This window comes from Photobacterium halotolerans DSM 18316 (genome assembly GCF_000425165.1).
Taxonomy (GTDB): Bacteria; Pseudomonadota; Gammaproteobacteria; order Enterobacterales; family Vibrionaceae; genus Photobacterium; species Photobacterium halotolerans.
The window spans coordinates 58,777-84,530 of the sequence record NZ_AULG01000025.1 but is presented as its reverse complement, the minus strand read 5'-3'; the positions used below and the strand labels follow the sequence as shown (position 1 = coordinate 84,530).

The following is a 25,754-nucleotide window of genomic DNA, read 5'->3' as shown; positions in this document are numbered from 1 at the left end:
CTCACCCGTCCGCCGCTCGCCGCCCATGAACGCACCCGAAGGATTGTTCATGTCGCTGCCGCTCGACTTGCATGTGTTAGGCCTGCCGCCAGCGTTCAATCTGAGCCATGATCAAACTCTTCAATTAAAGTTTTGTTGCCTTTCCGAAGAAAAGCGGCTCAGTGATTACTGATGTTCCAACCGAAGTTGAAACGAATTGACTGTGCCGGTAACGCTTTCGAGAAAGCGCTACCAATTGGTCACTCAGTTCACTGATAAATCTTTTATGACTGTATCATTGTCGAGTGCCCACACAGATTGCATGGTCAAATTGTTAAAGAACGTTTTGTTATCTCGTTAAGCCGTGCGGTTTATCGTGACAACGAGGGCGAATTATAGAGAGATGTTCTTACAGCGCAATAGTTTTTTTTGATTTTTATTTCAATGGTCTATTTTTTAGACAACACCAAAACATACAGCCTAAAAACAGCACAGATCATCCACTTTAGAAGGAAATTATTGCGGTACTGCAGGTCTTTTCCGTTGCGATGGATGGCTGATAGGGATCGCTGCTAATAAGGTTTTCGTATAATCCGCTTTCGGTGCATGATAAATCTCTTCAGCCGTGCCTATCTCAACAAGTTTGCCGTAGTACATAACCGCCACTCTGTCTGACACATGCTTTACAACTGACAAATCGTGAGAAATGAAAATCACGGTAAGTTTCATCTCCTGCTGCAGCGCCAGTAACAGGTTCAGTATCTGCGCCTGGACAGAAACATCCAAAGCAGAGACGGATTCATCACAGATTAATAGTTTAGGTTTTAGTGCAATCGCGCGGGCAATTCCGATTCGTTGGCGCTGCCCGCCAGAAAACTCGTGAGGATACCGATTGATGGCAGTGGCAGGTAAATCGACTTTATTCAGTAATTCCAGCACCCATTGCTTACGCTCGGCTGGTGTTCCTACATTATGGATAATAAATGGCTCTTCCAGAATCATGCCTATCGTATGTCGCTGATTCAGCGATTCCAGAGGATCCTGAAACACAATCTGCATATCTTTTCTGAGCGGGCGCATCTGGCGGGGAGACAAATGCGTAATATCCTTACCGTCAAAAAAGATGTTACCCGCTGTCGGCTCGTGTAACTTCAGAATGGTTCGGCCCAGTGTACTTTTACCGCAGCCTGACTCACCGACCAGCCCTAAGGTCTCTCCTCTTTTTATTGAAAAAGAGACACCATCAACAGCTTTCACCGTGTAGCCCTTTTTAAATATCCCTTTACCTGAAACAAAGTGCTGCTTCAGGTTCTCGATACGTAAGATGTCATCCATGAAAATATCCCGCTGCTTTACACCGTGACTACGATTATTCCCCGAATTCCGCAAACCTTGATGGGTCGATAGGTTCAAGGGGGATCATTTGTTTGCTTGGGCGTTCAGCACTGGGTATCAATCCCAGCAGCCGTTGGGTGTAGGGATGCCGGGGATGGTCGAACAACTCAAACACATCTGCCGTTTCCAGCACTTTGCCGCCATACATAACAGCCACGTCATCACAAATTTCCGCCACTACACCTAAATCATGAGTAATAAAGATCATTGCCATCTGGGTTTCTTCCTGCAGTGCCTTCATCAGTTTCAGGATTTCGGCCTGGATAGTGACATCGAGTGCCGTGGTCGGCTCATCACAGATCAGAATGTCTGGCTTGCAGGCCAACGCCATGGCGATCATCACCCGTTGCCGCATGCCGCCGGACAAGCTGTGGGGGTATTCATGCAGGCGTTTTTCGGCCATGGGTATCTGCACTTTATTCAGCATGTCCAGTGAATAACGGTTACGCTCCTTTTTGTTCAGTTCCGGACGATGAAGCTCCAGCACTTCATTGAGCTGTTTGCCTATGGTGTAGACAGGATTGAGTGCGGTCATTGGGTCCTGAAAAATCATTGATATGCGATCGCCACGCATGGCACACATATCCTGGGCGGACAGTTCGAGTAAGTTCGTCTCCCGGTACAAAACCTTGCCATTGGTTACCCGGCCATAAGGCTTTGGCAGCAGGCCCATGACAGACATGGCCGTCACGCTTTTTCCCGACCCTGACTCGCCGACCAGCCCCAGGGTGCGGCCTTTTTTGACGTCAAACGACACGCCGTGCAGTACCTTTTCCACACCGTCATCTGTGCGAAACTCAGTTTCCAGATCCTCTACCCGCAGGATAACCTCATGATCGTTCATTTCGCCCTCCCCTCGCTTACAACTTGTAAGCCTCTTCCATGATAGTAACGGGCTCGAAGGTTTTGCCTGACTGCATAGCCGCTTTGGTTTCCCGCTTCCGCGACTCATCAATCCAATACGTGCCCAGATCCCGGAACGTACCCGAGGGAAACAGAAATTCGGTGGATTTTGTCATCGCCGGTTGCGGTATCTGCAGCCAGCGCCAGTAAGCTTCACGGGCATAGGGCCGCATGTAACCGGGAATAATGACGCTGGCCTGGGCCACAATGGCCTGTATTTGCCTGGCAATTGCTTTCTTTTTATTCAAATCAAATTCGGATCGATAGGCCAGGATCAGCCGGTCTAATTCAGGGGTGCTGTAATTGGTAAAGTTATTATTCTGCGGCTTATTGGCGTTTTCAGAGTAGAAATACTCCCAGTATTGGGGAATTTCATTCGTTGCCATAGAGTGAAAAGAGAGCTCGTGCTTTTTCTCCAGCACATATTTGAATGCCGATGAACCATCAACCAGATTCAGGGTGTATTCGAGCCCGGCCAGTTTGGCCTGCTCTTTCAGATAAGCCACTTGTGGTGTCAGGTAGCCATAGCTGTAGGTGATAGCAAACGAAAGCCGCTGCCCTTTGTCGTTGATCCGAATACCATCCGGGCCAATGTTAGCGAAACCCGCCTTCTGAAAATACTCAATCGCGGTATCCGGATCAAACGGCGGTGCTTTCAGTTCGCTGTTGGTGTAGTCACCATGCCCCACTCCCATCGGATTGGGTTTCCTGACGACATCACCCCGTAAGACTTTTTCAATCAGACCATCAAAATCGGTGGCGTATGCCAGACCTTTGCGGATATCCAGATTATCCAGCAGTGGTTTGGCGGTATTGAGCCATAATCCACCCGCGCCCATGGGGACTTGGTTATATCCCCAAAACTTATGGATATAGCCGTGCTCGAAATTGGGGGTGTCCGACTTTTCGCGCCACAGCTCCGGGGTGTCCAGCCAGAAGGAGTCCAGATTGCCTTTTTCAAAGTGCTGACGGGCAATATCTTTGTCGCGTATCACTTTGACGCGAATTTTCTCGACATTATAACGATACAGGTAATAAGGGTTTGAGTATCCCCACCAGTCTTTGCCCACATGCTTGAAGGTGATCGACTTGCCTTTTTTGATATCGTCAATGTAATACGGTCCGGCTGACGGCTCGGCTTTAAAGTTGTAATAGCGAACAAAGTTATCTTCTACCCCATCACTGTTTTTATCGACTTTCGGTTTATAAAAATGAGCGGGACGGGGCTGCAGATTGGTGTACAGCATTAACTCTTCTTTATTGCGTTTTTCAGCCGAAACCACAGCAAAGGTGCGATCATCATATTTAATGACATCGGCAATCTGCTGGGTATAAAAGGTGTTGTACCAGGGCGCGACTATGTCTTTAGAGCGCATAAACGTCAGTACATAGGTGAAATCATCCGCCGTAATCGGCTTACCATCAGACCACCTGGCATTGGGATTGATACGAAAATAAACGGTTTTATCGTCATTGCCATAGGCCCATTCACTGGCAATATCCGGGATCCAGGCCTTGGTATCCGGATGACGGGTAACCGCCGCTGGGCGGTTGTCGAGCAGCCAGGTACGGAAACGGCCATTGGAATCCGGCCCGACGATACGAAATGTCTGCGGAAAACTCTCAATATAGGTATTGAAGGTGCCGCCGAATTGGGCTTGCGGAGAGGCAAAACGCGGTTCGTGAAGATTAGACTCCCATTTCAGCCCGGCCGGAAGCTCGGCGGCTCCTGCCGGTGCACCGCTCAATGTAATGGCCAAAAAGGCGAATATGTTCAGTATCTTTCTCATCGTACATCCTTGTTATCTGGCTACACATCTTTATTAACTATAACGGGTAAATTTTTTCGGATCGAAAGCCGCGCGTACACTCTCGCCGATAAAGGTCACCATCACCAGAACCAGCACGATGGCCGTCACCACGGTAATCACTATCCAGGGCGCCCCCAAATTTGATTTCCCTTGCTGCAGTAAATCCCCCCAGCTGGGTGTCGGCGGCATTAAGCCCAGACCAAGATAATCCAGTGCCGTTAGCGCCGTAATATTGGCCGCTATGGTAAACGGGGCCAATGTCACTATCATCACCATGACATTGGGCAAAATGTGCGCGTAAAGAATCCGCCAGTTTGAGGCGCCCAGCGCCTTGGCGGCCATCACATAATCCCGGGCCACTTCTTTGTAGGTCATAGTACGCATGTACCAGGTCATTCCCATCCAGCCGAACAGCACATTGATGGCGACAAAAAGCGTAAACGAAGGCTGGGTAATAGAGACAAGTATCATGATGACATAGAGAAAAGGTACCATTGACCAGATTTCGATAAAACGCTGCACCAGCAAGTCAAACTTTCCGCCCCAAAAGCCCATCGCGCAACCAACGGCTGTACCTATGGCGTAGGATATGGCCATGGTCAGTAAGGCAAACCCCATAGTGATACGGAAACCGTAGACCAGCCGGGCTAGAATATCCCGCCCTATGGTATCGGTGCCAAGATAATGCCGGGACTCGGCGTCAGGCGCGGTGGGAGGAAAATCCCCGCTAAAATCCTGTTCATACGGGTTCCAGGGCACGAGCGGCATCAGCACGAAGTTATCCGTTTCGCTTTGTGCAAAAGCCTGTTGCAATTCCCGGTACTGTGCCTCGCTTTGGTATTCCTGCCCGAACTGAGTGCCAGGCAGCACATCGCTGACGACCGGGAAATAATACTCCCCCTGATACTTGACGATCAGCGCTTTGCTGTTAATCAGAAACTCGGCAAAGAAGGATAACACCAGCAGGGTGGATAATATGATCAGTGACCAGTAACCACGCTTTATCGTTTTAAAACGCTGGATTTTCTTTTTTGTCAGTGGGCTCAGTGTCAGCATCTCAGGCTCCGAATCTCACTCGGGGATCAATCATGGCAACACAAGCATCGGAAATGATATTGCCCAGCATCAGTAACACAGTATTGATCGCCACGATCCCCATCACCACAGGATAGTCCCGCTCCATGATAGATTCGTAGCCCAGCAGCCCGATACCATCAATATTGAAGATCACCTCAATCAAAAAAGATCCTGTCATGAAGAACAGCAAGGAGTTTCCAAAGTGGCTGGCAATGGGGATCAGACTATTGCGAAGTGCGTGGCGGCGAACCGCGGTTGAAAAGGGTAATCCTTTAGCGATAGCGGTACGGATATAATCCGCTGACAGCGTCTCCATCATGTTGTTTTTCATTGTCATTGTCAGGGTGGCAAAATCACCAATCAGGTAACAAATCAGCGGCAGGCAGGCATGCCAGAGGATATCTTTTACCTGCTGCCAGAATGATTCATAGTCATCGAAATCGTCACTGACAAAGCCGCCCATTGGAAACCATTCCAGGTGATAGCTGAACAGCGTAATGAGCATCACCCCAACCACATACCCCGGCAAGGCATAACCGACAAAAATCAGAATTGAAGACCCGGAGTCAAAGCCGCTGCCGTGTTTTAAAGCTTTGTAGTAACCCAGAGGAATAGAGATAAAGTAACTGAGAAAAAAGGTCACGCCGCCGTAGAACATGGACACCGGCAGCCTGTCCATAATCATGTCCCAGACCGGTTCGTAGTAACGGGTCGACAACCCGAAGTCCAGATACAGCATTTTCATCAGCCACTCGGTATAGGCTTCAAATACCGGCTTGTCTAATCCGTAAAACGCATTGAGTTCGGCCAGTTGATCTTCTGACAGCGCATTGCTTGCCCCTGCCATGGACGGAGACATAGACATACTTTGCTGCGCCTGAATACTGGCCAGCATACGCTCGACCGGTCCGCCCGGCACAAAACGGGTAAGGGCAAAAATCAGAATCGTAATGCCGATAAAAGTGGGGATCACCAGCGCCAAACGGCGCAAAAAGTATGAAAGCATGAAGGTAAATGACTCCTGTCATTGTCAGCCTGTTCCCTGGTGTAGTGAGTATAGCAGCTGGTTGAATGGCTAATGATGACCCAAACAGCAGACAGTTCACCATTTGACAATAAAAACATACGCTTATATTTAACCCTGCATCAGAGGGGAAATAGATCATGATATTCTGGCCTACCCGTCAGGCCATCAGGAAGAGCACTGTACAGATATAAAAAAACAGACACGCTTTGAGCGTGTCTGTTTTTATGAACCTTGAAAATGCCGGACAGTCAGTGGTTGGCCGCTAACCAGGCCGGTACATCCGCGACACTGTCGAGCACAACCGATGCCAGTGCCTCCCCTTCAGGAGTGACCGGCTTACCGGTACGCACCAGAATTCTGGTGCCCACGTCCGCTGCTTGCGCCGCTGTCATATCATCGGTTTTATCGCCAATCATCACTGAACGGGCCATATCAATGTTCAGAAAATCACGGGCTGAAATAAACATGCCTGGCTTGGGCTTGCGGCAATCACAATCTTGCAGATAATCGCCCTTTCCTTCTGTCGGGTGATGCGGGCAGTAATAAATCCCGTCAAATTCAACACCGTTATCGACAAAATTCCAGTCCATCCACTCTGTCAGGGTCAGGAATTCATCTTCGGTATACATGCCTCTGGCAATACCGGCCTGATTGGTCACCAGCACCAGAAGGTAACCCTGCTCTTTCAGTTTCTTGCAGGCGTCAAACACCCCTTCGATATATTCAAAGTCGTCAACAGTATGGACATAGCCGTGATCAACGTTAATGACGCCGTCACGATCAACAAACACAGCAGGCTTAGCCAAGCGATCACCTAAAGATAGAAATCAAATTCGCTAAATTATGGCATGGCTGACACGCGGAATCATCTCTTTATCCTCAGACAGACTGGCTGACACTTTTTTGGCTTAATCGCAGCGTTTTTTGATTTAGCCGTCTAGACGTAAAAATATCTATTGACTTAGCCATCTAGACACCCTAGCATCCAACAACAGATGACACGGAAAAATTCCGAGAACACAAGAAGATGACAAGGTCTATCGCTTAAACCACACACAAAAACACTAATGCAGGCGAAATTACGACCATAAAGCTATGCTGGTTTACAACACAGCGAGCAAGTTAAAAAAAGCAGTAGCAGGACACAGCATGATAGAGATCAACAGGGTCAATAAAACCTTCAGAGTCGGGGATAAAGAGATCCACGCCTTACGCGATATCAACCTCAGCATTGAGCAAGGCACGATTTTTGGTGTCATCGGTGCGTCCGGTGCGGGAAAAAGTACCCTGATACGTTGCGTTAACTTGCTTGAGAAGCCGACCTCAGGGCACATCATTGTTGATGGTATCGATCTCACTCAGCTCTCTAATCAGGAATTGACGCTGGCTCGCCGTAAAATCGGCATGATTTTCCAGCATTTTAACCTGTTATCGTCCCGCACTGTTTTCGACAATGTCGCGCTGCCGCTGGAACTGGCCGGCACGGATAAAGCGGAAAGCAAACGCAAAGTGACCGAATTGCTCCATCTGGTTGGCTTGGCTGACAAACATCAGTCCTACCCGTCTAATCTCAGCGGCGGACAAAAACAGCGGGTGGCGATTGCCCGTGCCCTGGCCTCCGATCCTAAAGTCCTGCTGTGTGACGAAGCCACCAGCGCACTGGATCCGGCCACTACCCAGTCCATCCTTGAGTTACTGAAAGAAATCAATAATAAGCTGAACCTGACCATTTTGCTGATCACCCATGAGATGAACGTGGTGAAAAGCATCTGCTCAGAAGTGGCCATCATAGGCAACGGCGAGCTGGTCGAGAAAGGTCCGGTGGGTGATATCTTTGCCCATCCGAAAACAGAACTGGCACGTGAATTTATCCGTTCTACCTTAGATCTGTCGATACCGGAAGATTATAAAGCGCGCCTGGAAACCGAGCGTACCGCAACAAACTATCCGCTGATACGGCTGGAGTTCACCGGCGCTTCCGTGGATGCGCCGCTGCTCAGTCAGGCATCGCGGCAGTTCGGTATTGATGCCAACATTCTGAGTGCCGACATGGATTATGCCGGCGGTGTGAAGTTCGGCCTGATGCTGGCGGAATTTTTTGGCTCTGAAGAAGCGACACAACAAACCATCGCTTTCCTTCGCGAACACAAAGTAAATGTAGAGGTGCTGGGTTATGTTGCTTGATTCTATCGCCACCTGGTGGCAAACCAACGAACGCCTGATTGGTCTGCTGACTGACGCTTTAGGCGAAACACTGATGATGGTCTTCGCCTCCGGCCTGATTGGTTTCGCCATCGGTATTCCTGTCGGTGTCGCCCTGCACCTGACCAAACCCAACGGCCTGCTGGCCAATCCGGGCTTGAATAAAGTACTGGGTGGCATCGTCAATATCGGCCGCTCGATCCCGTTCATTATTCTGCTGGTGGCCATTATTCCGTTCACCCGCTTTGTGGTGGGCAGCTCCATCGGTACGGCGGCGGCCATTGTGCCACTGACAGTCGGCGCGATTCCCTTTATCGCCCGCCTGGTGGAAGGTGCGCTGCTCGAAGTGCCCAGCGGCCTGGTTGAAGCCGCACAAGCTATGGGAGCCACACCGGTGCAAATCATTCGCAAGGTGCTGCTGCCGGAAGCGCTGCCGGGCATTATCAATGCCGTCACTATTACTCTGGTCACCCTGGTCAGCTACTCGGCCATGGCAGGCACGGTCGGCGGCGGCGGTTTAGGTGATGTCGGTATCCGCTATGGCTATCAGCGCTTTGACGGCACAGTCATGATGATCACTGTGATCATGCTGGTCGTGTTAGTACAGCTGATCCAGTCCGCCGGGGATCATCTGGTCCGCCGCGTCGACCACAGATAAGTTTGACGGGAACACAACAGAAAACTCACATCCGCCGGACATGGCTTGCCGGCGAAACCGATAAGTTACAGAAATACAACGACAACAAAGTACAGGGATTCCCTGAACAATAGGAGAAGTACAATGGCTCTGAATATTAAACATTTCTTTGCAGTCGCGGGTCTGGCGTCAGCTCTGGCACTGACCGGCTGTGGCGAGAAACAAGAATCCACCACTGCTGCTGACAACAACAAAATCAAAGTGGGTGTGATGGCTGGTGCTGAAGCACAGGTAGCTGAAGTGGCCGCCAAAGAAGCCAAAGACAAATATGGTCTGGAGGTTGAGCTGATCACTTTCACCGACTATGTGTCACCTAACGCGGCGCTGGAAGAAGGCTCGATTGACGTGAACGCCTTCCAGCATAAACCTTACCTGGATCAGCAAATGAAAGACCGTGGCTACAAGTTCGCGATTGCCGGTAACACCTTTGTTTACCCGATTGCCGCCTACTCAAGCAAAATCGCTTCTGTCGATGAGCTGCAAGACGGTGATCAGATCGCAGTGCCAAACGATCCAACCAACCTGGGCCGCTCACTGCTGTTGCTGCAGCAACAAGGCCTGATCAAACTTAAAGACGGCGCAGGCCTGACAGCCACTGTGCTGGATATCGTTGAAAATCCAAAGAATCTGGACATCGTTGAGCTGGAAGCACCGCAACTGCCGCGTTCTCTGGATGACGTCAAACTGGCGATTATCAACAACACCTATGCCAGCACTATCGACCTGTCTCCGGATCACGACGGTATCTTTGTGGAAGGCAAAGAGTCACCGTATGTGAACCTGATTGTTGCCCGTGAAGATAATGTGAATGCCGAAAACGTGCAGACCTTCATTAAGGCATATCAGTCTGATGCGGTGAACGATGCGGCGATGGAGATCTTCAAAGGCGGCATCGTCAAAGGCTGGTAAGCCATCGCCTCGCAACACCTTGCCGATAAAAGTTCAAAAGCCCCTGCAACGGGGCTTTTGTTGTTCCGGACAGGGACAATGAACCGACCAGACATCCCGGTCGTTTACTTCTTCTTTTTCACCGTGCCCTGGACGGCCTTGAAACGTGGATTGGATTTACAAATCACATAAATGCGGCCACGGCGTTTTACCACCTGACAATCCCGGTGACGCTGTTTGGCACTTTTGAGTGAACTTAACACCTTCATTTTTCTTCCTTACTTGCTAAACGCCGCAAAACGGCGGTTAAAGTTTGCCATCCGGCCTTCTGTCTTAATCACCCGCTGCTTGCCGGTGTAGAAAGGGTGCGATTCAGACGACACGTCCAGCAAGAAGTAGGGGTACTCCTTGCCGTCCTGCCATGTGATGGTTTTGTCAGTCTTCAGCGTCGAACCGACAATGAAATATTTATCTACGCTTGTGTCGTGAAATACCACTTTACGGTACTCGGGATGGATACCTGGTTTCATCATGCCTCCTCGCATTAAATGTTATAGTATAACATAACACTCAATGCGGTTTTCCTACAACAAGATTTTCAGCAACACCACATTGAGATGTGCTAAGGTCTGGCAGATATGATCTGCAGCGACAAGCACGAATGACAGAGAAAATGACTTTTCAGATTGAGCCGATTGGTGTCATCCACTCCCCCTACAAAGAGAAATTCGCCGTTCCCCGCCAGCCCGGCCTGGTACCCAGCGCCAGAGCAACCCTGGTGCTTTGCGGCGATGCGAACACGCCGGAATCGATCAGAGGCATAGCGCAGTTCAGCCATTTGTGGCTGTTGTTTTTATTTGATCAGAACCTGTCGGCGGGCTGGCGTCCTACCGTGAGACCACCCAGACTGGGCGGAAATGACCGCATCGGCGTCTTTGCCAGCCGGGCCACTTTTCGCCCCAACGGTATAGGAATGTCGGCGATCAAACTGATCGGCGTGCGGCATGAAAAAGGTCAGGTCCTGTTGGATTTGGCCGGTGTGGATTTGGTTGACGGCACGCCTGTCATTGACATCAAGCCCTACATTCCCTATTCCGACAGTGTGCCGGATGCCAGCGGCGGATTTGCGACAGAGACACCAGAACTGCTTCCCGTCGAGTTTACCCCCGCGGCACTGGTTCAGCTTGACGGCGAAGACGCGGCCTATCAACAGGCGGTGATTGAAGAAGTGCTGGCGCAGGATCCCCGCCCGGCCTACAAGAAAGGGAAAACGGATGACAAACGCTATGGCGTCTTATTGTTTGACTACAACGTACTGTTCCGGTTTAAGGGCGATAAAGTCCTGGTCGAACAAATAGTCGCCCCCGGACAAGCTGACCTTACAGACTATACTTAGCCTGTTTTCCGGTGACTGAGGTCACCGGACAGCCAATAAGCCTCGGGTTCCCTTTGGCGAAAGGCAGATACGCTGCTAATATACTGCTCTCAATATTAATCCTCATAATTACCAACGGATACCATCAATGCGTACCAGTAAATATCTTCTTTCTACCCTGAAGGAGACTCCAAACGACGCAGAAGTCATCAGCCACCAGCTGATGCTACGTGCAGGTATGATCCGTAAGCTGGCCTCAGGTTTGTACACCTGGCTGCCTACAGGTCTGCGTGTCCTGCGTAAGGTCGAAACCATTGTTCGCGAAGAAATGAACAATGCCGGTGCAGTCGAAACACTGATGCCTGTGGTTCAGCCGTCTGAACTGTGGCAGGAAACAGGCCGCTGGGACAAATTCGGTCCTGAGCTGCTGCGAATTGCTGACCGCCATGACCGACCGTTTGTACTGGGCCCGACGCATGAAGAAGTGATCACTGACATCGTGCGGAATGAGGTGAAATCCTACAAGCAGTTGCCACTGAACCTGTATCAGATCCAGACCAAGTTCCGTGATGAAGTTCGTCCCCGTTTCGGTGTGATGCGCTCACGCGAATTCATCATGAAGGATGCCTACTCCTTCCACCTGGATAAAGACAGCCTGCAAGAGACCTATAACGACATGTACCGCGCTTACAGCAACGTCTTCAGTCGCATGGGTCTGGATTTCCGTGCCGTACTGGCAGATACAGGTTCTATCGGCGGCAGCGGCTCGCACGAGTTCCACGTTCTGGCCGAAAGTGGCGAAGATCTGATTGCCTTCTCTACCGAGTCGGAATACGCCGCCAACATCGAGAAAGCCGAAGCGCTGGCACCTGCCACCGAGCGCGCCGCGCCAACAGAAGAGATGAAGCTGGTCGATACCCCGAACGCCAAAACCATCGCTGAACTGGTTGAGCAATTTGGCCTGCCGATTGAGAAAACCGTGAAAACGCTGTTCGTGAAAGCGTCTGAAGACTCAGAGGCAGAATTAATCGCCCTGATCGTGCGTGGCGATCACGAACTGAATGAAGTGAAAGCAGAAAACCTCGATTGCGTTGCCAAACCGCTGGAGTTTGCGACAGAAGAAGAAATCCGTGCCGTTGTGAATGCCGGTCCGGGCTCACTGGGACCTGTTAACCTGCCTGCCACTTTCATTGTTGACCGCAGCGTGGCCGTGATGAGCGACTTCGGTGCCGGCGCCAACATTGATGGTAAGCACTACTTTGGCATCAACTGGGGCCGTGACGTTGAGCTTGGTCGTGTCGAAGATCTGCGCAATGTGGTTGAGGGTGACCCGAGCCCATGCGGTCAAGGGACTATCTTGCTCAAGCGCGGTATCGAAGTGGGCCATATCTTCCAGCTGGGTACTAACTACTCTTCATCCATGAACGCCACTGTGCTGGATGCCAACGGCAAGCAAGCCGTGATGGAAATGGGTTGTTACGGTATTGGCTGTACCCGTGTGGTCGCAGCGGCTATCGAACAGAACAACGATGAGAACGGTATTATCTGGCCAGATGCCATTGCGCCGTTCCAGGTGGCCATTGTGCCGATGAACATGCACAAATCAGAAGAAGTGCAGCAGGCTGCTGAAGCCCTGTATGCGGATCTGACGGCTGCCGGTATCGAGGTGCTGTTTGACGATCGTAAAGAGCGTCCTGGCGTCATGTTTGCGGACATGGAACTGATCGGCGTGCCACATACTGTGGTGATCGGCGATCGCAGCCTGCAAAACGGTGAAGTGGAATACAAAGACCGCCGCACAGGTACGAAAGAGCCTGTGGCCGCCGGCAGCATTGCAGACTTCATCAAGCAAAAGCTGGCTTAAGCCTTGGCTGATTGACCTGTGATAGTAAAGAAAAGCCTCCGTCCGGGGGCTTTTTTGTGCCTGTGCCACAGATACTCAGTTTAAATTACAAATAAACTGAGTATTATCACTAGACTAGACGCCACCAGTGTCTGTCGCATCTGTTTAGTATCTTGAGTGGAACGTTTTGCATGGGCAAGGAAAAGCCAAAAATCAGTCTCTTGCTTTCCGGCGGCGGCGCCAGAGCGGCCTACCAGGTTGGCGTGCTGAAAGCGATTTCTGAGTGGTACCCTCGTAACCACCACAGCCCTTTTGCCATCTACAGTGGTACCTCTGCCGGTGCCATTAACGCCACGGCGATTGCCTGTTATGCATCCTGTTTTCGATTAGGGGTGAAAAAGCTGGAATGGATCTGGGCACGCCTGCACAGCAGACGGGTGTTCCGTTCCAGCAGCTGGGGCATCACCCAGCATTTATCACATCAGCTGCTGGCAAGGCTGCGGGCAGGGCATCACCCCAGGCCGCCGTTCGGGTTACTGGACAATCGGCCACTGCGTCAGTTGCTGAACCAGGTCAATAATTACGGCCGGCTGGAACAGCAGATCCTGGCAGGTAATCTGCACGGCATTTCCATTACGGCCTCAAGCTATAAAAGCGGCAAAACCGTCAGCTTTTTTCAGGGCCAGCAGAGTATTACGCCCTGGACCTATTCGAAATCCAAAGGACGCCGCTCACTGCTCACCACAGAGCACCTGCTGGCCTCATCGGCCATCCCTTTTGTTTTTCCGGCCAGCCGGATTGGGCAAGCATACTATGGCGACGGGTCGATTAACCAGCTGACGCCACTGCGTCCTTCGATGAAAATGGGTGCAGACAAGATACTGATCATTGATCTGATCAATCAAAGACTGCGGCCGCAAGATCCCACACAGGCCCCTGGCGTGGGCATGCTGACAGGTCATCTGATGGATACCATTTTCAGCGATACCATGGCCGCTGAGCTGGAACATCTGGAATACACCAATACATTACTGAGTAAGCTGCCGGACGATGAAAGGCATAAAATGGCGATCAAATCGGTTGATACCCTGCACCTGTACCCGAGCCAGTCGTTTGAGCCTCTGGCCCAGGCTTTCTATCATCATATGCCGCTGGCCGCCCGCTCTCTGATGCGCTTATTGGGCATCAGTCCCAAGGACGATGCCGCCCTGACCAGCTATATCCTTTTCGAGCCCAATTACATACACGCACTGATTAATCTCGGTTATTTGGATGCCCAGGAGAGAGAAAGTGAGCTACGTTCGTTTTTAGAATAAAAACAATGGGAGATTTTCATTTCATTCCATTTTCTATTGATCTGGTTCCAAAATCTCATATATTAAAAACCTTGCTTATCAATGATATCAGTCATGGATCCAATTATCTGGCACAAAAAGCAAACCGATACCAGCCGAACCCGCGCCAGGCCGCTGGGTGCGGATCAGCGCTTGCTTATCCTGCAAAAAATGCAGGGCAAGCCCGAGCTGTCTGTGCTGCTGGAAGTCTTTGCGCTGGAAGTTGAGAAACAGATTGATATCAGTCGCATGCTTTGGCGCCATGAAACCACCACCACCCTGATACGTCACGGGCAAGGGACAGACAACCGCCAGTGCTTCGCCCTGCGCTATGCCGATCACTCGCTGGGGGAGATCCAGTACGACACACCTTATGCGCTGGATCAGGATGAAATTAACCTTCTCCATACCTACCACAGACTGCTGGCCGGCCCATTATTCAGTGCGATAGAGTATCGACGGATCAAAGAAATGGCGATGCGGGATCATCTGTCCGGCCTGCGTAACCGCAGTTGTCTGGATCAGGACATACTGCATGCCATCGCCATGAGTGAGCGCCGCCAGGTTGGCCTGGTGCTTTTATTGTTTGATCTGGATAACTTCAAGCAGGTCAACGATAAATATGGTCATCTGGATGGCGATAATGTGATCCGCCGTTTTTCGTCGATCCTGAAGCAATCAGTGCGCACCTCAGACCGATGTTACCGCATGGGCGGAGACGAATTTGTCCTGTTGCTGCAACCGGCCTCGGAGCAGTCTGCACGCAAGGTCATTCACCGCGTGATGACGCGGATAGATCAGGACCATACCCTGCGCAGCCTCGACATAGGCACCTCGATTGGCGCCACCCCTTACCGCCGTGGCGATACGCCGGTCAGTTTATTAGAGCGGGCCGATCGCCAGCTCTACCAGCACAAGCGCTCTAAATAGCCCGCTTCGCTCGATCTCAATAGCCGATAGCGGTAAGCTCTGACTCATCTTTCGTGACCATATTCAGGAGACACTATGAAAGTCGCTGACTGCTGCGAGCTTGTCCGTCAGAGTTACAGCCAGATTGGCAGCGGAGATCAGGGCTATATCCCTGCCGCCATTGCCTGTGCCGTACGTGCTTTAAATACCGTCGCTGCCAGCTCTGAGGTGCCGCAGACCATCCGGGAGCAAGCCGCCTTTGCCGCGGCGAATTTACTGATCAGTGATCACGAGGACGCGCAATGAACCTGAAAACATTCGACACTATGGATCCTGTCATGCTGATGAGTATCGTCAATATGAAGATACGCGATGAGTTTGGCGATCTGGACGCTCTGGCCCGTTATTACGAGATTGACAAAGAGAAACTGATCGCCAGGCTGGCTGCCGCCGGATTTGACTATTTACCCGACGCCAGACAATTTCGCTGAGTCCCCCACACAAAAAACGGAAAGCCAGGCTAGGCTTTCCGTTTTTTATCGTGCCTGGTTTTCTCAAGCAATAGGGCTAGCTGAAGGAAGACACCAGGACCGCGATGACCAGCACAGGGCAGACAAACTTCAGGTACACAGGCCAGATTTTCCAGAACAGCGACTTCTCCAGTTCCGGGCTGCCCGCACTCAGCTCTTGCAGCTTACGGTGGCGAGACCATACCCAGCCACCAAACACAGTGAACAACAAGGCCGCAACGGGCTGGAAATACTGGGTGGCTATGGTCGCCACCAGGCCAAACAGCTGACCAAAGTTAAAGATAATCACCGCACTGAACACAGCTATAACTCCGCCCAGAACCCAGCTTGTCGCTTTACGGTCCGTTTCAAAACGCTCACTGACCAATGCCACTGGACACTCCAGCATCGAAATTGACGATGTCAGCGCCGCAATAGTCATCAAGACAAAAAACACCAGTGCTATCAGCTGACCGGCAACGCCCAGGCTGTCAAACAGCAGCGGCAGTACGGTAAAGACCAGGGTATCCGACCCCAGCAACGAGCCGTCATCAGCGTATATCGCCACCCCTTTCTGCATGGCAACAAACATCGCCGGCAGCACCACCAGACCGGCAATAAAAGCCACCGCCGTATCCACCAGAGTGACGCTCAGTGCCATTTTAGGCAGGCTCTCTTTCTTGCTCAGGTAAGAGCCGTAAATCAGCATGGAGCAACCGCCGATCGTCAGGGAGAAAAAGCCCTGGCCCATAGCCGCCAGCAGCAGCTTAGGTTCCAGTACCTTACTGAAATCAGGGATCAGGTAATGCTTCAGGCCGTCCATTGCGCCATCCTGAGTCATGATGTAGACAAACATCAGCAGGAAAAGCACAAACAGCGCCGGCATCAAGCGGGTCGACCATTTTTCAATCCCCTGCTTCACCCCGCTTTGTACGATCAAAATGGTCAGCAAATAGAAAATAGCCGCACCAAACAGGTTCCGGGAGACAGAAAAGCCTTTCAGCCAGGCGGTGGCATCTGCCATTCCCAGAATGTCGGTCACAGCCGCCAGCAGAAAGGTCACCAGCCAGCCTGCCACTATGCTGTAGAACGCCAGCACCAGACAAGGCACCATCAGGCCAATCCAGCCCACCAGCGCCCCCGCACGCTTTGCCGTCGGGTTATCACTCAGGCTGCGCATACTGTCTACCGGGTTAGCCTGGCCATAACGACCAATCGCCATTTCAACGATCAGCATAGGGAAAGCCACCACCAGAATCATCAGAAGATAAACCAGCAGGAAAGCGCCGCCGCCATTACTGGCCGCTTGAGTGGGAAATCCCCAGATGTTACCCAATCCTACCGCTGCCCCTGCAGCCGCGAGGATAAAGCCCATCCGTGAGCCAAAATGTTCGCGTGTTCCTGCCATGCTTTACAACCCTATCGTATCAGTGAACTAGTACAATATATTTATTGGTGGGTTATATCAATGCCAGTGAATCCGACTGGTCAATATTACAGCAACCAGAGGATTGTTTAATCGCGAAGCGAATGGAAGGGAATGTATCCGCCCGGCCGGGCGGATACGTTGGCTATTACTTCATTTGCGAGAAGTAAGCCGCCAGATTATCAATATCTGTATCACTCAGCATTGCCGCCTGCGGCTGCATCAAGATGGCGTTACCGCCATTGCGTTCTTTATTCTTATAGGCTTTCAGGGCATTCACCAGATACTGCTCATTCTGGCCATTCAGGTTGGGATAGCCCGGAATCACCGCCTTACCGTCAGCACCATGGCAGGCCGCACAAATCGCGGCCTTTCCCTTGCCGGCCTCGGCATCACCAGCAGCCATAACAGGAAGTGAAAATAGTGCCGCAGCCAGTGTCAGCGTCATTGCTTTTTTCATAAGATCCTCATTATTTTACTTATATCGACATTCAAACACTGCCTGACTATCTACATTCCTGACCCCGGTGTCAGTGTAGGTGATCACACTTCCAGACTAACTCACATTCATTACCTTCAAAGCCTTCGACCACAAATAGCCCCGCCACCGCGGCCAGTTTGTCGCCATAAAACAGCAAAGGCGTCTGGCGGCGTTGCCAGCTGGGCACCCCATACTCCTGAAACAGCTTCTTCAGCTTGCGGCGGCCAGCACGCCCCAGTGGCTTTGCCTGCACACCGCTGGGATCAAAAGCGACCCACACCCGCTCACCCGGCTCAGGCCGACGAAGCTTTCCGTCCGAGTGGCTGCTGAGAGTAATAACACCCAGCGAAGCGGGTAAGGTGCAAGGGGTATCCAGAGTCATTGCGCTTTGCCATTTTGTCACATCCTGCCGGGGGCGGACGGCGTACAGACGGGACTGATAGCGGCGTACCTCGTACCCGGTCAGCGATACGCAGGGGTTGGCATCGTCACGGGCCAGACAAACTGCCTGCCAGATTTGTTCCAGTTGCGCTTTGGAGGGAACAGGCAGGTCCTGGCGCTGCAACCAGAGACGCACCAACGCCCTGCCCTGTCTCTCGTCCGTCACTGCGCTCAGATCTATGCTGCCGTCCGGCGCACTCATCTGGTGAAGTTTGTCGGCCAGCAAGGATTCCAGCAATGACTGCTGTTCGCCGCATAAGGCAGCACTGCGTGCAACGGCCTGCCGCAATCCCGGCCAGCGAGATGTCAGTGCCGGCACAATATCCAGCCGCAAAAAATTACGGTCAAAACGCCTGTCCTGATTGCTCTCATCATCCACCCACTCCAACTGATGCTCATTGGCATAGGCTTGCAGCTCAGCACGGCTGACATCGAGCAAAGGGCGCAGATGTAAGCCATTGGCAAAAGGTTTGACCTCTGGCATTGCCGCCAGACCGGCAGGGCCACTGCCACGCTTTAACGCCAGCAAGACAGTTTCCAGCTGATCGTCGGCGTGCTGCGCAGTCAGCAGGTATTCCTGAGACTGGACGTGCCTGGCCAGTGCTTGATAGCGGGCCTCTCTCGCGGCCTGTTCCAGGCTGATACGGCTCCCCGACTGCACACTGACCCGTTCGCAGTGCAGAGTTAGCGCATCGTTCTTCGCCCAGGCTTCGCACTGCGCTAACCAGCGATCCGCATTCGGGCTTAAGCCGTGATGCACATGCACAGCAAGCGCCTGATAATGCGGGTGCTTTTGTATAAACCGGCTCAGAAGATGAAGCAAAACACGGGAATCGAGTCCGCCGCTGAGCGCAAGGACAAATTGTGATGGCTGCGGGCAAAGCCGCAAGAGAGTGTCGGAGAAATGAGTAAACAGCATAAGTGTCAGCAATTCTGCTCTGTGGTCTGTGGCAATAGGGCTATCTTATATCAGTGCTGTGTCTGGTGTTAGTACCGCTTTGGCCCGTGTGTATCAATCAACGGCGCGCAGCAGATAGCAAAACGGGTCGCCTGTGGCGACCCGTTGATCCGTATCCGGTGGTTATCAGCAGTAGCCGTAACTCAGCAAACGCTGATAACGACGCTCCCGCAGGCTTTCATCATCCAGACCTTCCAGATCGTTCAGCGTATTAAGCAGCTGCTGCTTGATCCGCGAAGCCATCGCAGGCACGTCACGGTGCGCGCCACCGAGAGGCTCTTCAATAATATTATCAATCAGACCCAACTCTTTCAGACGGTTGGCCGTCATCCCCATAGCTTCTGCAGCCTGAGGGGCTTTATCAGAATCACGCCACAGAATCGACGCACAGCCTTCCGGAGAGATCACCGAGTAGGTCGAGTATTGCAGCATGTTCACGCAATCACCGACACCGATCGCCAGTGCGCCGCCAGAACCGCCTTCACCGACCACATTACAGATCACAGGTACGTTCAGACCGGCCATGACTTTGAGGTTCATAGCGATGGCTTCAGACTGACCACGCTCCTCGGCACCCACACCCGGATACGCGCCTGCGGTATCAATAAAAGTGATGATTGGCATGCGAAAACGCTCAGCCATTTTCATCAGACGTAATGCTTTACGGTAACCTTCAGGTTTAGGCATACCGAAGTTACGCAATACTTTTTCACGGGTCTCGCGGCCTTTCTGATGGCCGATCACCATCACCGGACGACCATCCAGACGGGCGATACCACCGATCAGTGCTTTATCATCGGCAAACGCGCGATCACCGGCCAGCGGATCGAATTCTGTAAAGATATGCTCGATATAATCCAGCGTATACGGACGCTGCGGGTGACGGGCCAGCTGTGCGACCTGCCAGGCGCCCAGATCGCCAAAAATCTTTTTGGTCAGTTCCAGGCTTTTTTGTTCAAGCTGTGCAATTTCTTTGTCCAGATCAACCGAGGCCGATTTATCACGGTGCGATACATCGCGCAGTGCTTCAATTTTGGCTTCTAGCTCGGCAATGGGTTGTTCAAAATCAAGGAAGTTCAGGCTCATACCACTTGTAATCCTTTGTCCATTATTAGCAACCTGTCTGACAGGTGCCGGACTCATTAATTAAACTCAAATTCGACTTGCTGCTCGCCCAGTAACACTTTGAGATCAGTGATTAAATCATCACTTGGCGTTATCCGCCACTCTGTGCCAAGGGTAAGTTTAGCGCGTGCATTCGAACGCTGATAATAAATATTCACCGGGACAGTACCTGCCCGATGCGGCTCCAGCGCTTTGCTGAAACGCTCAAAAAATGTGTGATCAATCTGCCCTTCAGTCAGCGAGATAGCAAGACCCCGCAGGTGCTTTTCTCTGGCTTCAGAAATATCAAGGACTTCACGTGCAGACATTTTAAGGCCACCATTGAAATCATCAAAGCTGACCTGTCCGGAAACGACCAAAATCCGGTCTTTTTCAATCAGATCGAGATATCGATCCAAAGCATCGGAAAACAGCATGACTTCCATGCGTCCCGACCTGTCATCCAGTGTCAGCACACCAATCCGGGTGCCGCGTTTGGTTGTCATGACCCGGGCGGCGATCACCAGTCCGGCAATCGTCACTACTTTATCACGCCCTGTCGGGTGGGCGTCTTTCAGGCGCCAGGTCACATAGTGCTTGAGTTCACGCACATAACTGTTGATCGGGTGACCGGTCAGGTACAAGCCGAGCGTGTCCCGCTCGCCTTCCAGCCAGATTTTCTCTGGCCATTCCGGAATATTGGCGTAGGCTTTTTCCACTTCTTCCGGCGCCGCAGTCAGTACGCCGAACATGTCCGCCTGACCGAACGCCTCGGCCTGATGGTGCTGGCCAGCGGCTTTCAGCGCGTCATCCAGCGTGGCCATCATCGCCGCACGATTGGGCCCGAGACGATCCATCGCACCGGCTTTGATCAAGCGCTCCAGAACGCGTTTATTGACCTTCTTGGTGTCTATTCTGGCACAGAAATCAAATAAGTCCTTAAAATGACCGCCTTTTTCCCGTGCCGCAATAATATTTTCGATCGGACCTTCACCGACCCCTTTGATAGCGCCAATGCCATAGACAATCGCGCCTTCATCATCCACGGTGAAGCGGTAAAGCCCCTTATTAACATCCGGCGGCAGCATTTGCAGGTTCATGCGCTGGCACTCTTCCACCAGGCCGACCACTTTATCGGTATTATCCATATCGGCGGTCATTACCGCAGCCATGAACTCCGCCGGATAATGTGCCTTCAGCCACAGTGTCTGGTAAGACACCAGGGCATAGGCGGCCGAGTGCGATTTGTTGAAGCCGTAACCGGCGAATTTCTCTACCAGGTCGAAGATCTTCATCGCCAGCTCGCCGTCGACCCCGTTATTCACGGCGCCGCTTTCAAACGTGGCTCGCTGTTTCGCCATTTCTTCCGGTTTTTTCTTACCCATTGCACGGCGCAGCAAGTCAGCGCCGCCCAGGCTGTAACCAGCCAGGACCTGGGCAATTTGCATGACCTGTTCCTGGTACAGAATAATGCCGTATGTCGGTTCCAGAATCTCTTTCAGCGATTCGTGCTGATAGGTAGCATCAGGATAAGAGATCGCTTCACGGCCATGCTTACGGTCGATGAAGTTATCCACCATGCCTGATTGCAGCGGACCCGGACGGAACAGGGCCACCAGTGCGATCATGTCTTCAAAACAGTCTGGCTGCAGCCGCTTGATCAAATCTTTCATGCCGCGCGATTCAAGCTGGAACACAGCGGTGGATTCAGAGCGCTGCAGCATGGCAAACGACTTGGCATCATCCATTGGAATCGCCGCAATATTGATAGGCGACTTACCCTGTGCTTCCAGGCGCGGGTTAATCATGCCCAGTGCCCAGTCAATAATGGTCAGCGTACGCAAACCCAGAAAGTCGAACTTCACCAGTCCCGCGGTTTCAACATCATTCTTATCAAACTGTGTGACCGGATGATGGCCTTCGGCGTCACAATAGAGCGGAGCAAAATCTGTGATTGTGGTCGGCGATATCACCACCCCACCGGCGTGTTTACCGGCATTTCGGGTTACCCCTTCCAGCACCCGGCACATGTCGATCAGATCTTTGACTTCTTCATCGGCTTCATACACTTCGCCCAGCTGCGGCTCGGCCTCAAAGGCTTTTGCCAGCGTCATGCCCGGCTCGGCCGGGATCATCTTGGAAATGCGATCGACAAAGCCATAAGGATGGCCCAGTACCCGGCCCACGTCCCGGATAACGGCTTTGGCCGCCATGGTACCGAAGGTGATGATCTGGGATACCGCATCCCGGCCGTACATTTCGGCCACGTGATCTATCACCAGATCCCGTTTATCCATACAGAAATCGATATCGAAATCAGGCATGGATACCCGTTCCGGGTTCAGGAAGCGCTCGAACAGCAGATCAAAGGCCAGCGGATCGAGATCCGTGATATCCAGCGCATACGCAACCAGAGAACCCGCACCCGAGCCCCGCCCCGGCCCGACAGGCACACCGTTTTCCTTCGACCACTGGATAAACTCCATCACGATCAGGAAATACCCGGGGAAGCCCATCTGATTGATCACTTCCAGTTCAATATCCAGACGTTCGTCATATTCAGGGCGGCGGGTTTTGCGCACTTCTTCATCCGGAAACAAGAATTCCAGACGCCGCTCCAAACCTTCCTTCGATTTCAGGACCAGGAAGTCTTCCGTCGTCATGTCACCGGTCGGAAAGTTTGGCAGGAAATATTCACCTAACCGGACCGTCACGTTACAGCGCTTGGCAATTTCTACTGAGTTTTCCAGTGCTTCCGGAATGTCGGCAAACAGCTCGCACATTTCCTGTTCACTGCGCAAATATTGCTGAGCACTGTAATGTTTGGGACGGCGGGGATCGACCAGGGTATAGCCATCATGGATACAAACGCGGATTTCATGGGCATCGAACTGCTCCGGACTGATAAAGCGCACATCATTGGTTGCCACCACAGGCAAGTCCGCTTGCGCGGCCAGTTCAATGGCAAAGTGCAGGTACGCTTCTTCATCCGGCCGGCCGGTACGGACCAGCTCCAGATAATAACTGCCGGGAAAGTGTTGCTGATAAAAGGCCACGCAGCGCTCTGCCGCCGCCTGATTGCCTTTGAGCAAGGCCTGTCCGACATCACCGGTTTTACCGCCAGACAGCAGGATCAACCCCTGCTTCTGCTCAACCAGCCAGTCGCGGTCAATCACAGGCATATGTTGCACATGCCCGCGTTGATAGGCGCGGGATATCAGCAAAGTCAGGTTTTTATAACCGTCATTGTCTGCCGCCAGGACAGTGAGATCAGACAGCTCATCGCCATTCTCATCGCTGCGCACTTTGAAATCCGCACCGATAATGGGCTTCACCCCCGCGCCATGAGCCGCGAAATAAAATTTCACCAGGCCGCACAGGTTAGTGAAATCTGTCAGGGCCATGGCGGGCATGCCCAGCTCTGCCACTTTCTTGACCAGAGGCGGGACCTTACTCAGGCCGTCGACCATGGAAAAGTCACTGTGGATGCGCAGGTGTATAAAGCGTGGTTCTGCCATGATGATGTCGTCAATTCAGCGGTTAAGACACAAACAGGGGTTGAGTCTAAAATGATTTTTCGTCAACGCAAGTGCCCGAAAGCCATTACTTCAAATTTTGCGCAATTCGCTCCCGAACTGGCTTAAAACTCTTACGGTGCTGGTCAATCGCGCCGTATTTTTCCAGCGCCGCAAAGTGCGCTTTGGTCGGATAGCCTTTGTGCTGGGCAAAACCATAAGCGGGAAACAGCGCATCCAGAGCTTGCATTTCTCTGTCGCGGGTCACTTTGGCCAGGATGGATGCCGCACTGATTTCCGCCACCCGCATGTCCCCTTTCACCACAGCCAGGGACGGCACAGGTAACGATGGCACACGGTTGCCGTCGATCAGGACATAATCGGGCTGTACCGACAGGCCAGCAACGGCGCGCTGCATCGCGACCATAGTGGCCTGCAGGATATTCAGCTCATCAATTTCTTCCGGCTCACAGCGGCCCAAAGACCAGCTCAGTGCTTTTTCCTGAATTTCGTCAAACAGCGCCAGCCGCTTTTTCTCGCTCAGCTTCTTCGAATCAGCCAGCCCGACAATGGGGTTGGCCGGATCGAGTATGACAGCGGCTGTCACCACGGCACCGACCAGCGGTCCACGGCCAACCTCATCCACACCCGCAATCAATCGGGCATTCGGGTATACAAAGGGTTCATATTGCATCATGTGTTTCACTCTGTCCGGCAGGTTAACACCGGTCACTGCTGGATGACTTGCCGATGAGAGTCAGCACGGCTTCGGCAGCCTGCTTGTCCGCATCACAACGGATAAGCTGGTGCAACCGGGTAAATTCGGCCATCAGCGGCTGGTTGTCGGCTGTCAGGCACTGCTCAACCGCCGCGGCCAGTTTGTCTGGCACACACTCCTGCTGCAATAATTCAGGCACCAGTTCTCTGTCCGCCAGAATATTGGGTAATGACACATATTTGGTCTTGAGCATGCGCTTGGCTAACCAGGCTGTCAGCGGCTTGACTTTATAGCCCACCACCATAGGACGCTTCACCAGCATACATTCCAGCGCTACGGTACCGGAAGCCAGCAACACCGCATCTGACGCCGTCATCACATCGCGTGCGGTGTCATCAACCAGGACAAAATCCAGTTCGGGCGCTGTCGCCTTCCACGTCTGTTCAAACTGTTCCCGGCGTTTCTGGTTTACCAGCGCCACCACAAAACCCAGCTCAGGATGCTTTGCTTTCAGCAACTGGCAGGTCTGAATAAACGGCTCTGCCAGCAACCCCATTTCGCCGCCACGGCTGCCGGGTAACACGGCCAGCCAGCGTTTATCGCTGTCCAGTCCCAGCTTTTGCCGGGCAGCGGCTTGGTCTGTCTCTAACGGAATGGCATCCGCCATGGTATGGCCGATAAATTCACACGGAACGTTAAATTTATCGTAAAAGGCTTTTTCAAAGGGCAGGAAGGCCAACACCAGATTGGTCGCGGCTTCAATTTTGAAGATCCGCTTCTGCCGCCAGGCCCAGACCGACGGGCTGACATAGTGAACGGTTTTGATACCCTGTATTTTCAGGTCTTTTTCCAGACGCAGATTAAAGTCAGGCGCATCAATGCCCACGAACACATCCGGCGGATTGGCGGAGAAATACTTCACCAGCTCGGCTTTGATGTGAAACAGACGAGGCAGCCGACCGACAACCTCGACGATCCCCATCACCGCCAGCTCTTCCATATCAAACAGTGCTTCGCAGCCCAGCGCCTGCATGCGCGGTCCTGCAACGCCGACAAACTCGGCATCCGGATACCGGGCTTTGACCGCTTCGATAAAGCCGGCCCCTAAAATATCGCCGGAGATCTCCCCGGCGACGATTCCAATGCGAAGAGGCTTGCTCAT

General features: G+C 52.3%; 24 protein-coding genes and 1 rRNA gene. 9 read left to right on the top strand and 16 right to left on the bottom strand.

What is annotated here, in order from left to right:
* From H511_RS0107215 to gmhB, 7 genes are all read right to left on the bottom strand, one after another.
* Positions 1–127, bottom strand: a 16S ribosomal RNA gene (locus H511_RS0107215); the annotation flags it as partial.
* Between the two features lie 368 nt (positions 128–495).
* The gene (locus H511_RS22825) at positions 496–1,314 is read right to left on the bottom strand and encodes an ABC transporter ATP-binding protein (protein ID WP_036759090.1); all 819 of its coding nucleotides are present in this window, start codon (positions 1,312–1,314) and stop codon (positions 496–498) included.
* 34 nt (positions 1,315–1,348) lie between these two features.
* Entirely contained in the window at positions 1,349–2,218 is an 870-nt protein-coding gene (locus tag H511_RS22820; RefSeq protein ID WP_051287972.1) for an ABC transporter ATP-binding protein, read from the bottom strand.
* A 16-nt stretch (positions 2,219–2,234) separates the two neighbouring features.
* On the bottom strand, positions 2,235–4,067 hold the full coding sequence (locus H511_RS0107200) for an extracellular solute-binding protein (protein ID WP_027251696.1): 1,833 nt from the start codon (positions 4,065–4,067) through the stop codon (positions 2,235–2,237).
* Positions 4,068–4,100: 33 nt separating this feature from the next.
* Complete coding sequence (locus H511_RS0107195; protein ID WP_027251695.1) at positions 4,101–5,144, bottom strand: ABC transporter permease; 1,044 nt, start codon at positions 5,142–5,144, stop codon at positions 4,101–4,103.
* Between the two features lies 1 nt (position 5,145).
* A complete protein-coding gene (locus tag H511_RS0107190) occupies positions 5,146–6,171 on the bottom strand; it encodes an ABC transporter permease subunit (RefSeq protein ID WP_027251694.1) in 1,026 nt (341 codons plus the stop codon).
* A gap of 269 nt (positions 6,172–6,440) precedes the next feature.
* Positions 6,441–6,998 (bottom strand): D-glycero-beta-D-manno-heptose 1,7-bisphosphate 7-phosphatase, encoded by a 558-nt coding sequence (gene gmhB / locus H511_RS0107185; protein WP_027251693.1) that lies wholly within the window; start codon positions 6,996–6,998, stop codon positions 6,441–6,443.
* Positions 6,999–7,341: 343 nt separating this feature from the next.
* On the opposite strand from gmhB, the gene metN reads away from it, so the two are divergent.
* From metN to H511_RS0107170, 3 genes are all read left to right on the top strand, one after another.
* On the top strand, positions 7,342–8,376 hold the full coding sequence (gene metN, locus H511_RS0107180; protein ID WP_027251692.1) for a methionine ABC transporter ATP-binding protein MetN: 1,035 nt from the start codon (positions 7,342–7,344) through the stop codon (positions 8,374–8,376).
* Complete coding sequence (locus H511_RS0107175) at positions 8,366–9,052, top strand: methionine ABC transporter permease (protein WP_027251691.1); 687 nt, start codon at positions 8,366–8,368, stop codon at positions 9,050–9,052. Before metN ends, H511_RS0107175 begins: the two co-directional genes overlap by 11 nt.
* A 123-nt stretch (positions 9,053–9,175) precedes the next feature.
* Positions 9,176–10,000 (top strand): MetQ/NlpA family lipoprotein, encoded by an 825-nt coding sequence (locus H511_RS0107170; RefSeq protein WP_027251690.1) that lies wholly within the window; start codon positions 9,176–9,178, stop codon positions 9,998–10,000.
* A 104-nt stretch (positions 10,001–10,104) separates the two neighbouring features.
* Here H511_RS0107170 and ykgO read toward each other — a convergent pair whose 3' ends face one another.
* Positions 10,105–10,248 (bottom strand): type B 50S ribosomal protein L36, encoded by a 144-nt coding sequence (gene ykgO, locus H511_RS0107165; protein ID WP_027251689.1) that lies wholly within the window; start codon positions 10,246–10,248, stop codon positions 10,105–10,107.
* A gap of 9 nt (positions 10,249–10,257) precedes the next feature.
* A complete protein-coding gene (locus H511_RS0107160; protein ID WP_027251688.1) occupies positions 10,258–10,509 on the bottom strand; it encodes a type B 50S ribosomal protein L31 in 252 nt (83 codons plus the stop codon).
* A 143-nt stretch (positions 10,510–10,652) separates the two neighbouring features.
* Here H511_RS0107160 and tsaA point away from each other — a divergent pair, with 143 nt between their 5' ends.
* The 6 genes from tsaA to H511_RS0107130 all read left to right on the top strand — a co-directional run bounded on the left by tsaA (position 10,653) and on the right by H511_RS0107130 (position 15,931).
* Complete coding sequence (gene tsaA / locus H511_RS22815) at positions 10,653–11,375, top strand: tRNA (N6-threonylcarbamoyladenosine(37)-N6)-methyltransferase TrmO (RefSeq protein WP_051287974.1); 723 nt, start codon at positions 10,653–10,655, stop codon at positions 11,373–11,375.
* A 127-nt stretch (positions 11,376–11,502) separates the two neighbouring features.
* Positions 11,503–13,218: a proline--tRNA ligase gene (locus tag H511_RS0107150; protein WP_027251687.1), complete on the top strand. Its 1,716-nt coding sequence runs from the start codon at positions 11,503–11,505 to the stop codon at positions 13,216–13,218.
* A gap of 170 nt (positions 13,219–13,388) precedes the next feature.
* A complete protein-coding gene (locus H511_RS0107145; RefSeq protein ID WP_027251686.1) occupies positions 13,389–14,513 on the top strand; it encodes a patatin-like phospholipase family protein in 1,125 nt (374 codons plus the stop codon).
* A 93-nt stretch (positions 14,514–14,606) separates the two neighbouring features.
* Complete coding sequence (locus tag H511_RS0107140; RefSeq protein WP_027251685.1) at positions 14,607–15,461, top strand: GGDEF domain-containing protein; 855 nt, start codon at positions 14,607–14,609, stop codon at positions 15,459–15,461.
* Between the two features lie 75 nt (positions 15,462–15,536).
* On the top strand, positions 15,537–15,746 hold the full coding sequence (locus tag H511_RS0107135; RefSeq protein ID WP_027251684.1) for a YaeP family protein: 210 nt from the start codon (positions 15,537–15,539) through the stop codon (positions 15,744–15,746).
* Positions 15,743–15,931, top strand: coding sequence for a DUF4250 domain-containing protein (locus H511_RS0107130; RefSeq protein WP_027251683.1), 189 nt, complete (start codon positions 15,743–15,745; stop codon positions 15,929–15,931). Before H511_RS0107135 ends, H511_RS0107130 begins: the two co-directional genes overlap by 4 nt.
* Before the next feature lie 76 nt (positions 15,932–16,007).
* On the opposite strand, the gene H511_RS0107125 is transcribed toward H511_RS0107130, so the two are convergent.
* From H511_RS0107125 to lpxB, 7 genes are all read right to left on the bottom strand, one after another.
* Positions 16,008–17,357 carry a sodium-dependent transporter gene (locus H511_RS0107125; RefSeq protein ID WP_027251682.1) on the bottom strand — a complete coding sequence of 450 codons (1,350 nt, stop codon included), beginning with the start codon at positions 17,355–17,357 and terminating at the stop codon, positions 16,008–16,010.
* Positions 17,358–17,523: 166 nt separating this feature from the next.
* Complete coding sequence (locus tag H511_RS0107120) at positions 17,524–17,835, bottom strand: c-type cytochrome (RefSeq protein ID WP_027251681.1); 312 nt, start codon at positions 17,833–17,835, stop codon at positions 17,524–17,526.
* Positions 17,836–17,905: 70 nt separating this feature from the next.
* Positions 17,906–19,216, bottom strand: coding sequence for a tRNA lysidine(34) synthetase TilS (gene tilS / locus H511_RS0107115; RefSeq protein WP_027251680.1), 1,311 nt, complete (start codon positions 19,214–19,216; stop codon positions 17,906–17,908).
* A gap of 165 nt (positions 19,217–19,381) precedes the next feature.
* Complete coding sequence (gene accA, locus H511_RS0107110) at positions 19,382–20,341, bottom strand: acetyl-CoA carboxylase carboxyl transferase subunit alpha (RefSeq protein WP_027251679.1); 960 nt, start codon at positions 20,339–20,341, stop codon at positions 19,382–19,384.
* A 56-nt stretch (positions 20,342–20,397) separates the two neighbouring features.
* Positions 20,398–23,877 carry a DNA polymerase III subunit alpha gene (gene dnaE, locus H511_RS0107105; protein ID WP_027251678.1) on the bottom strand — a complete coding sequence of 1,160 codons (3,480 nt, stop codon included), beginning with the start codon at positions 23,875–23,877 and terminating at the stop codon, positions 20,398–20,400.
* 85 nt (positions 23,878–23,962) lie between these two features.
* Complete coding sequence (gene rnhB, locus H511_RS0107100) at positions 23,963–24,580, bottom strand: ribonuclease HII (RefSeq protein WP_276324924.1); 618 nt, start codon at positions 24,578–24,580, stop codon at positions 23,963–23,965.
* Positions 24,581–24,593: 13 nt separating this feature from the next.
* Positions 24,594–25,754, bottom strand: a complete 1,161-nt coding sequence (lpxB, locus tag H511_RS0107095; protein ID WP_027251676.1) for a lipid-A-disaccharide synthase — start codon at positions 25,752–25,754, stop codon at positions 24,594–24,596.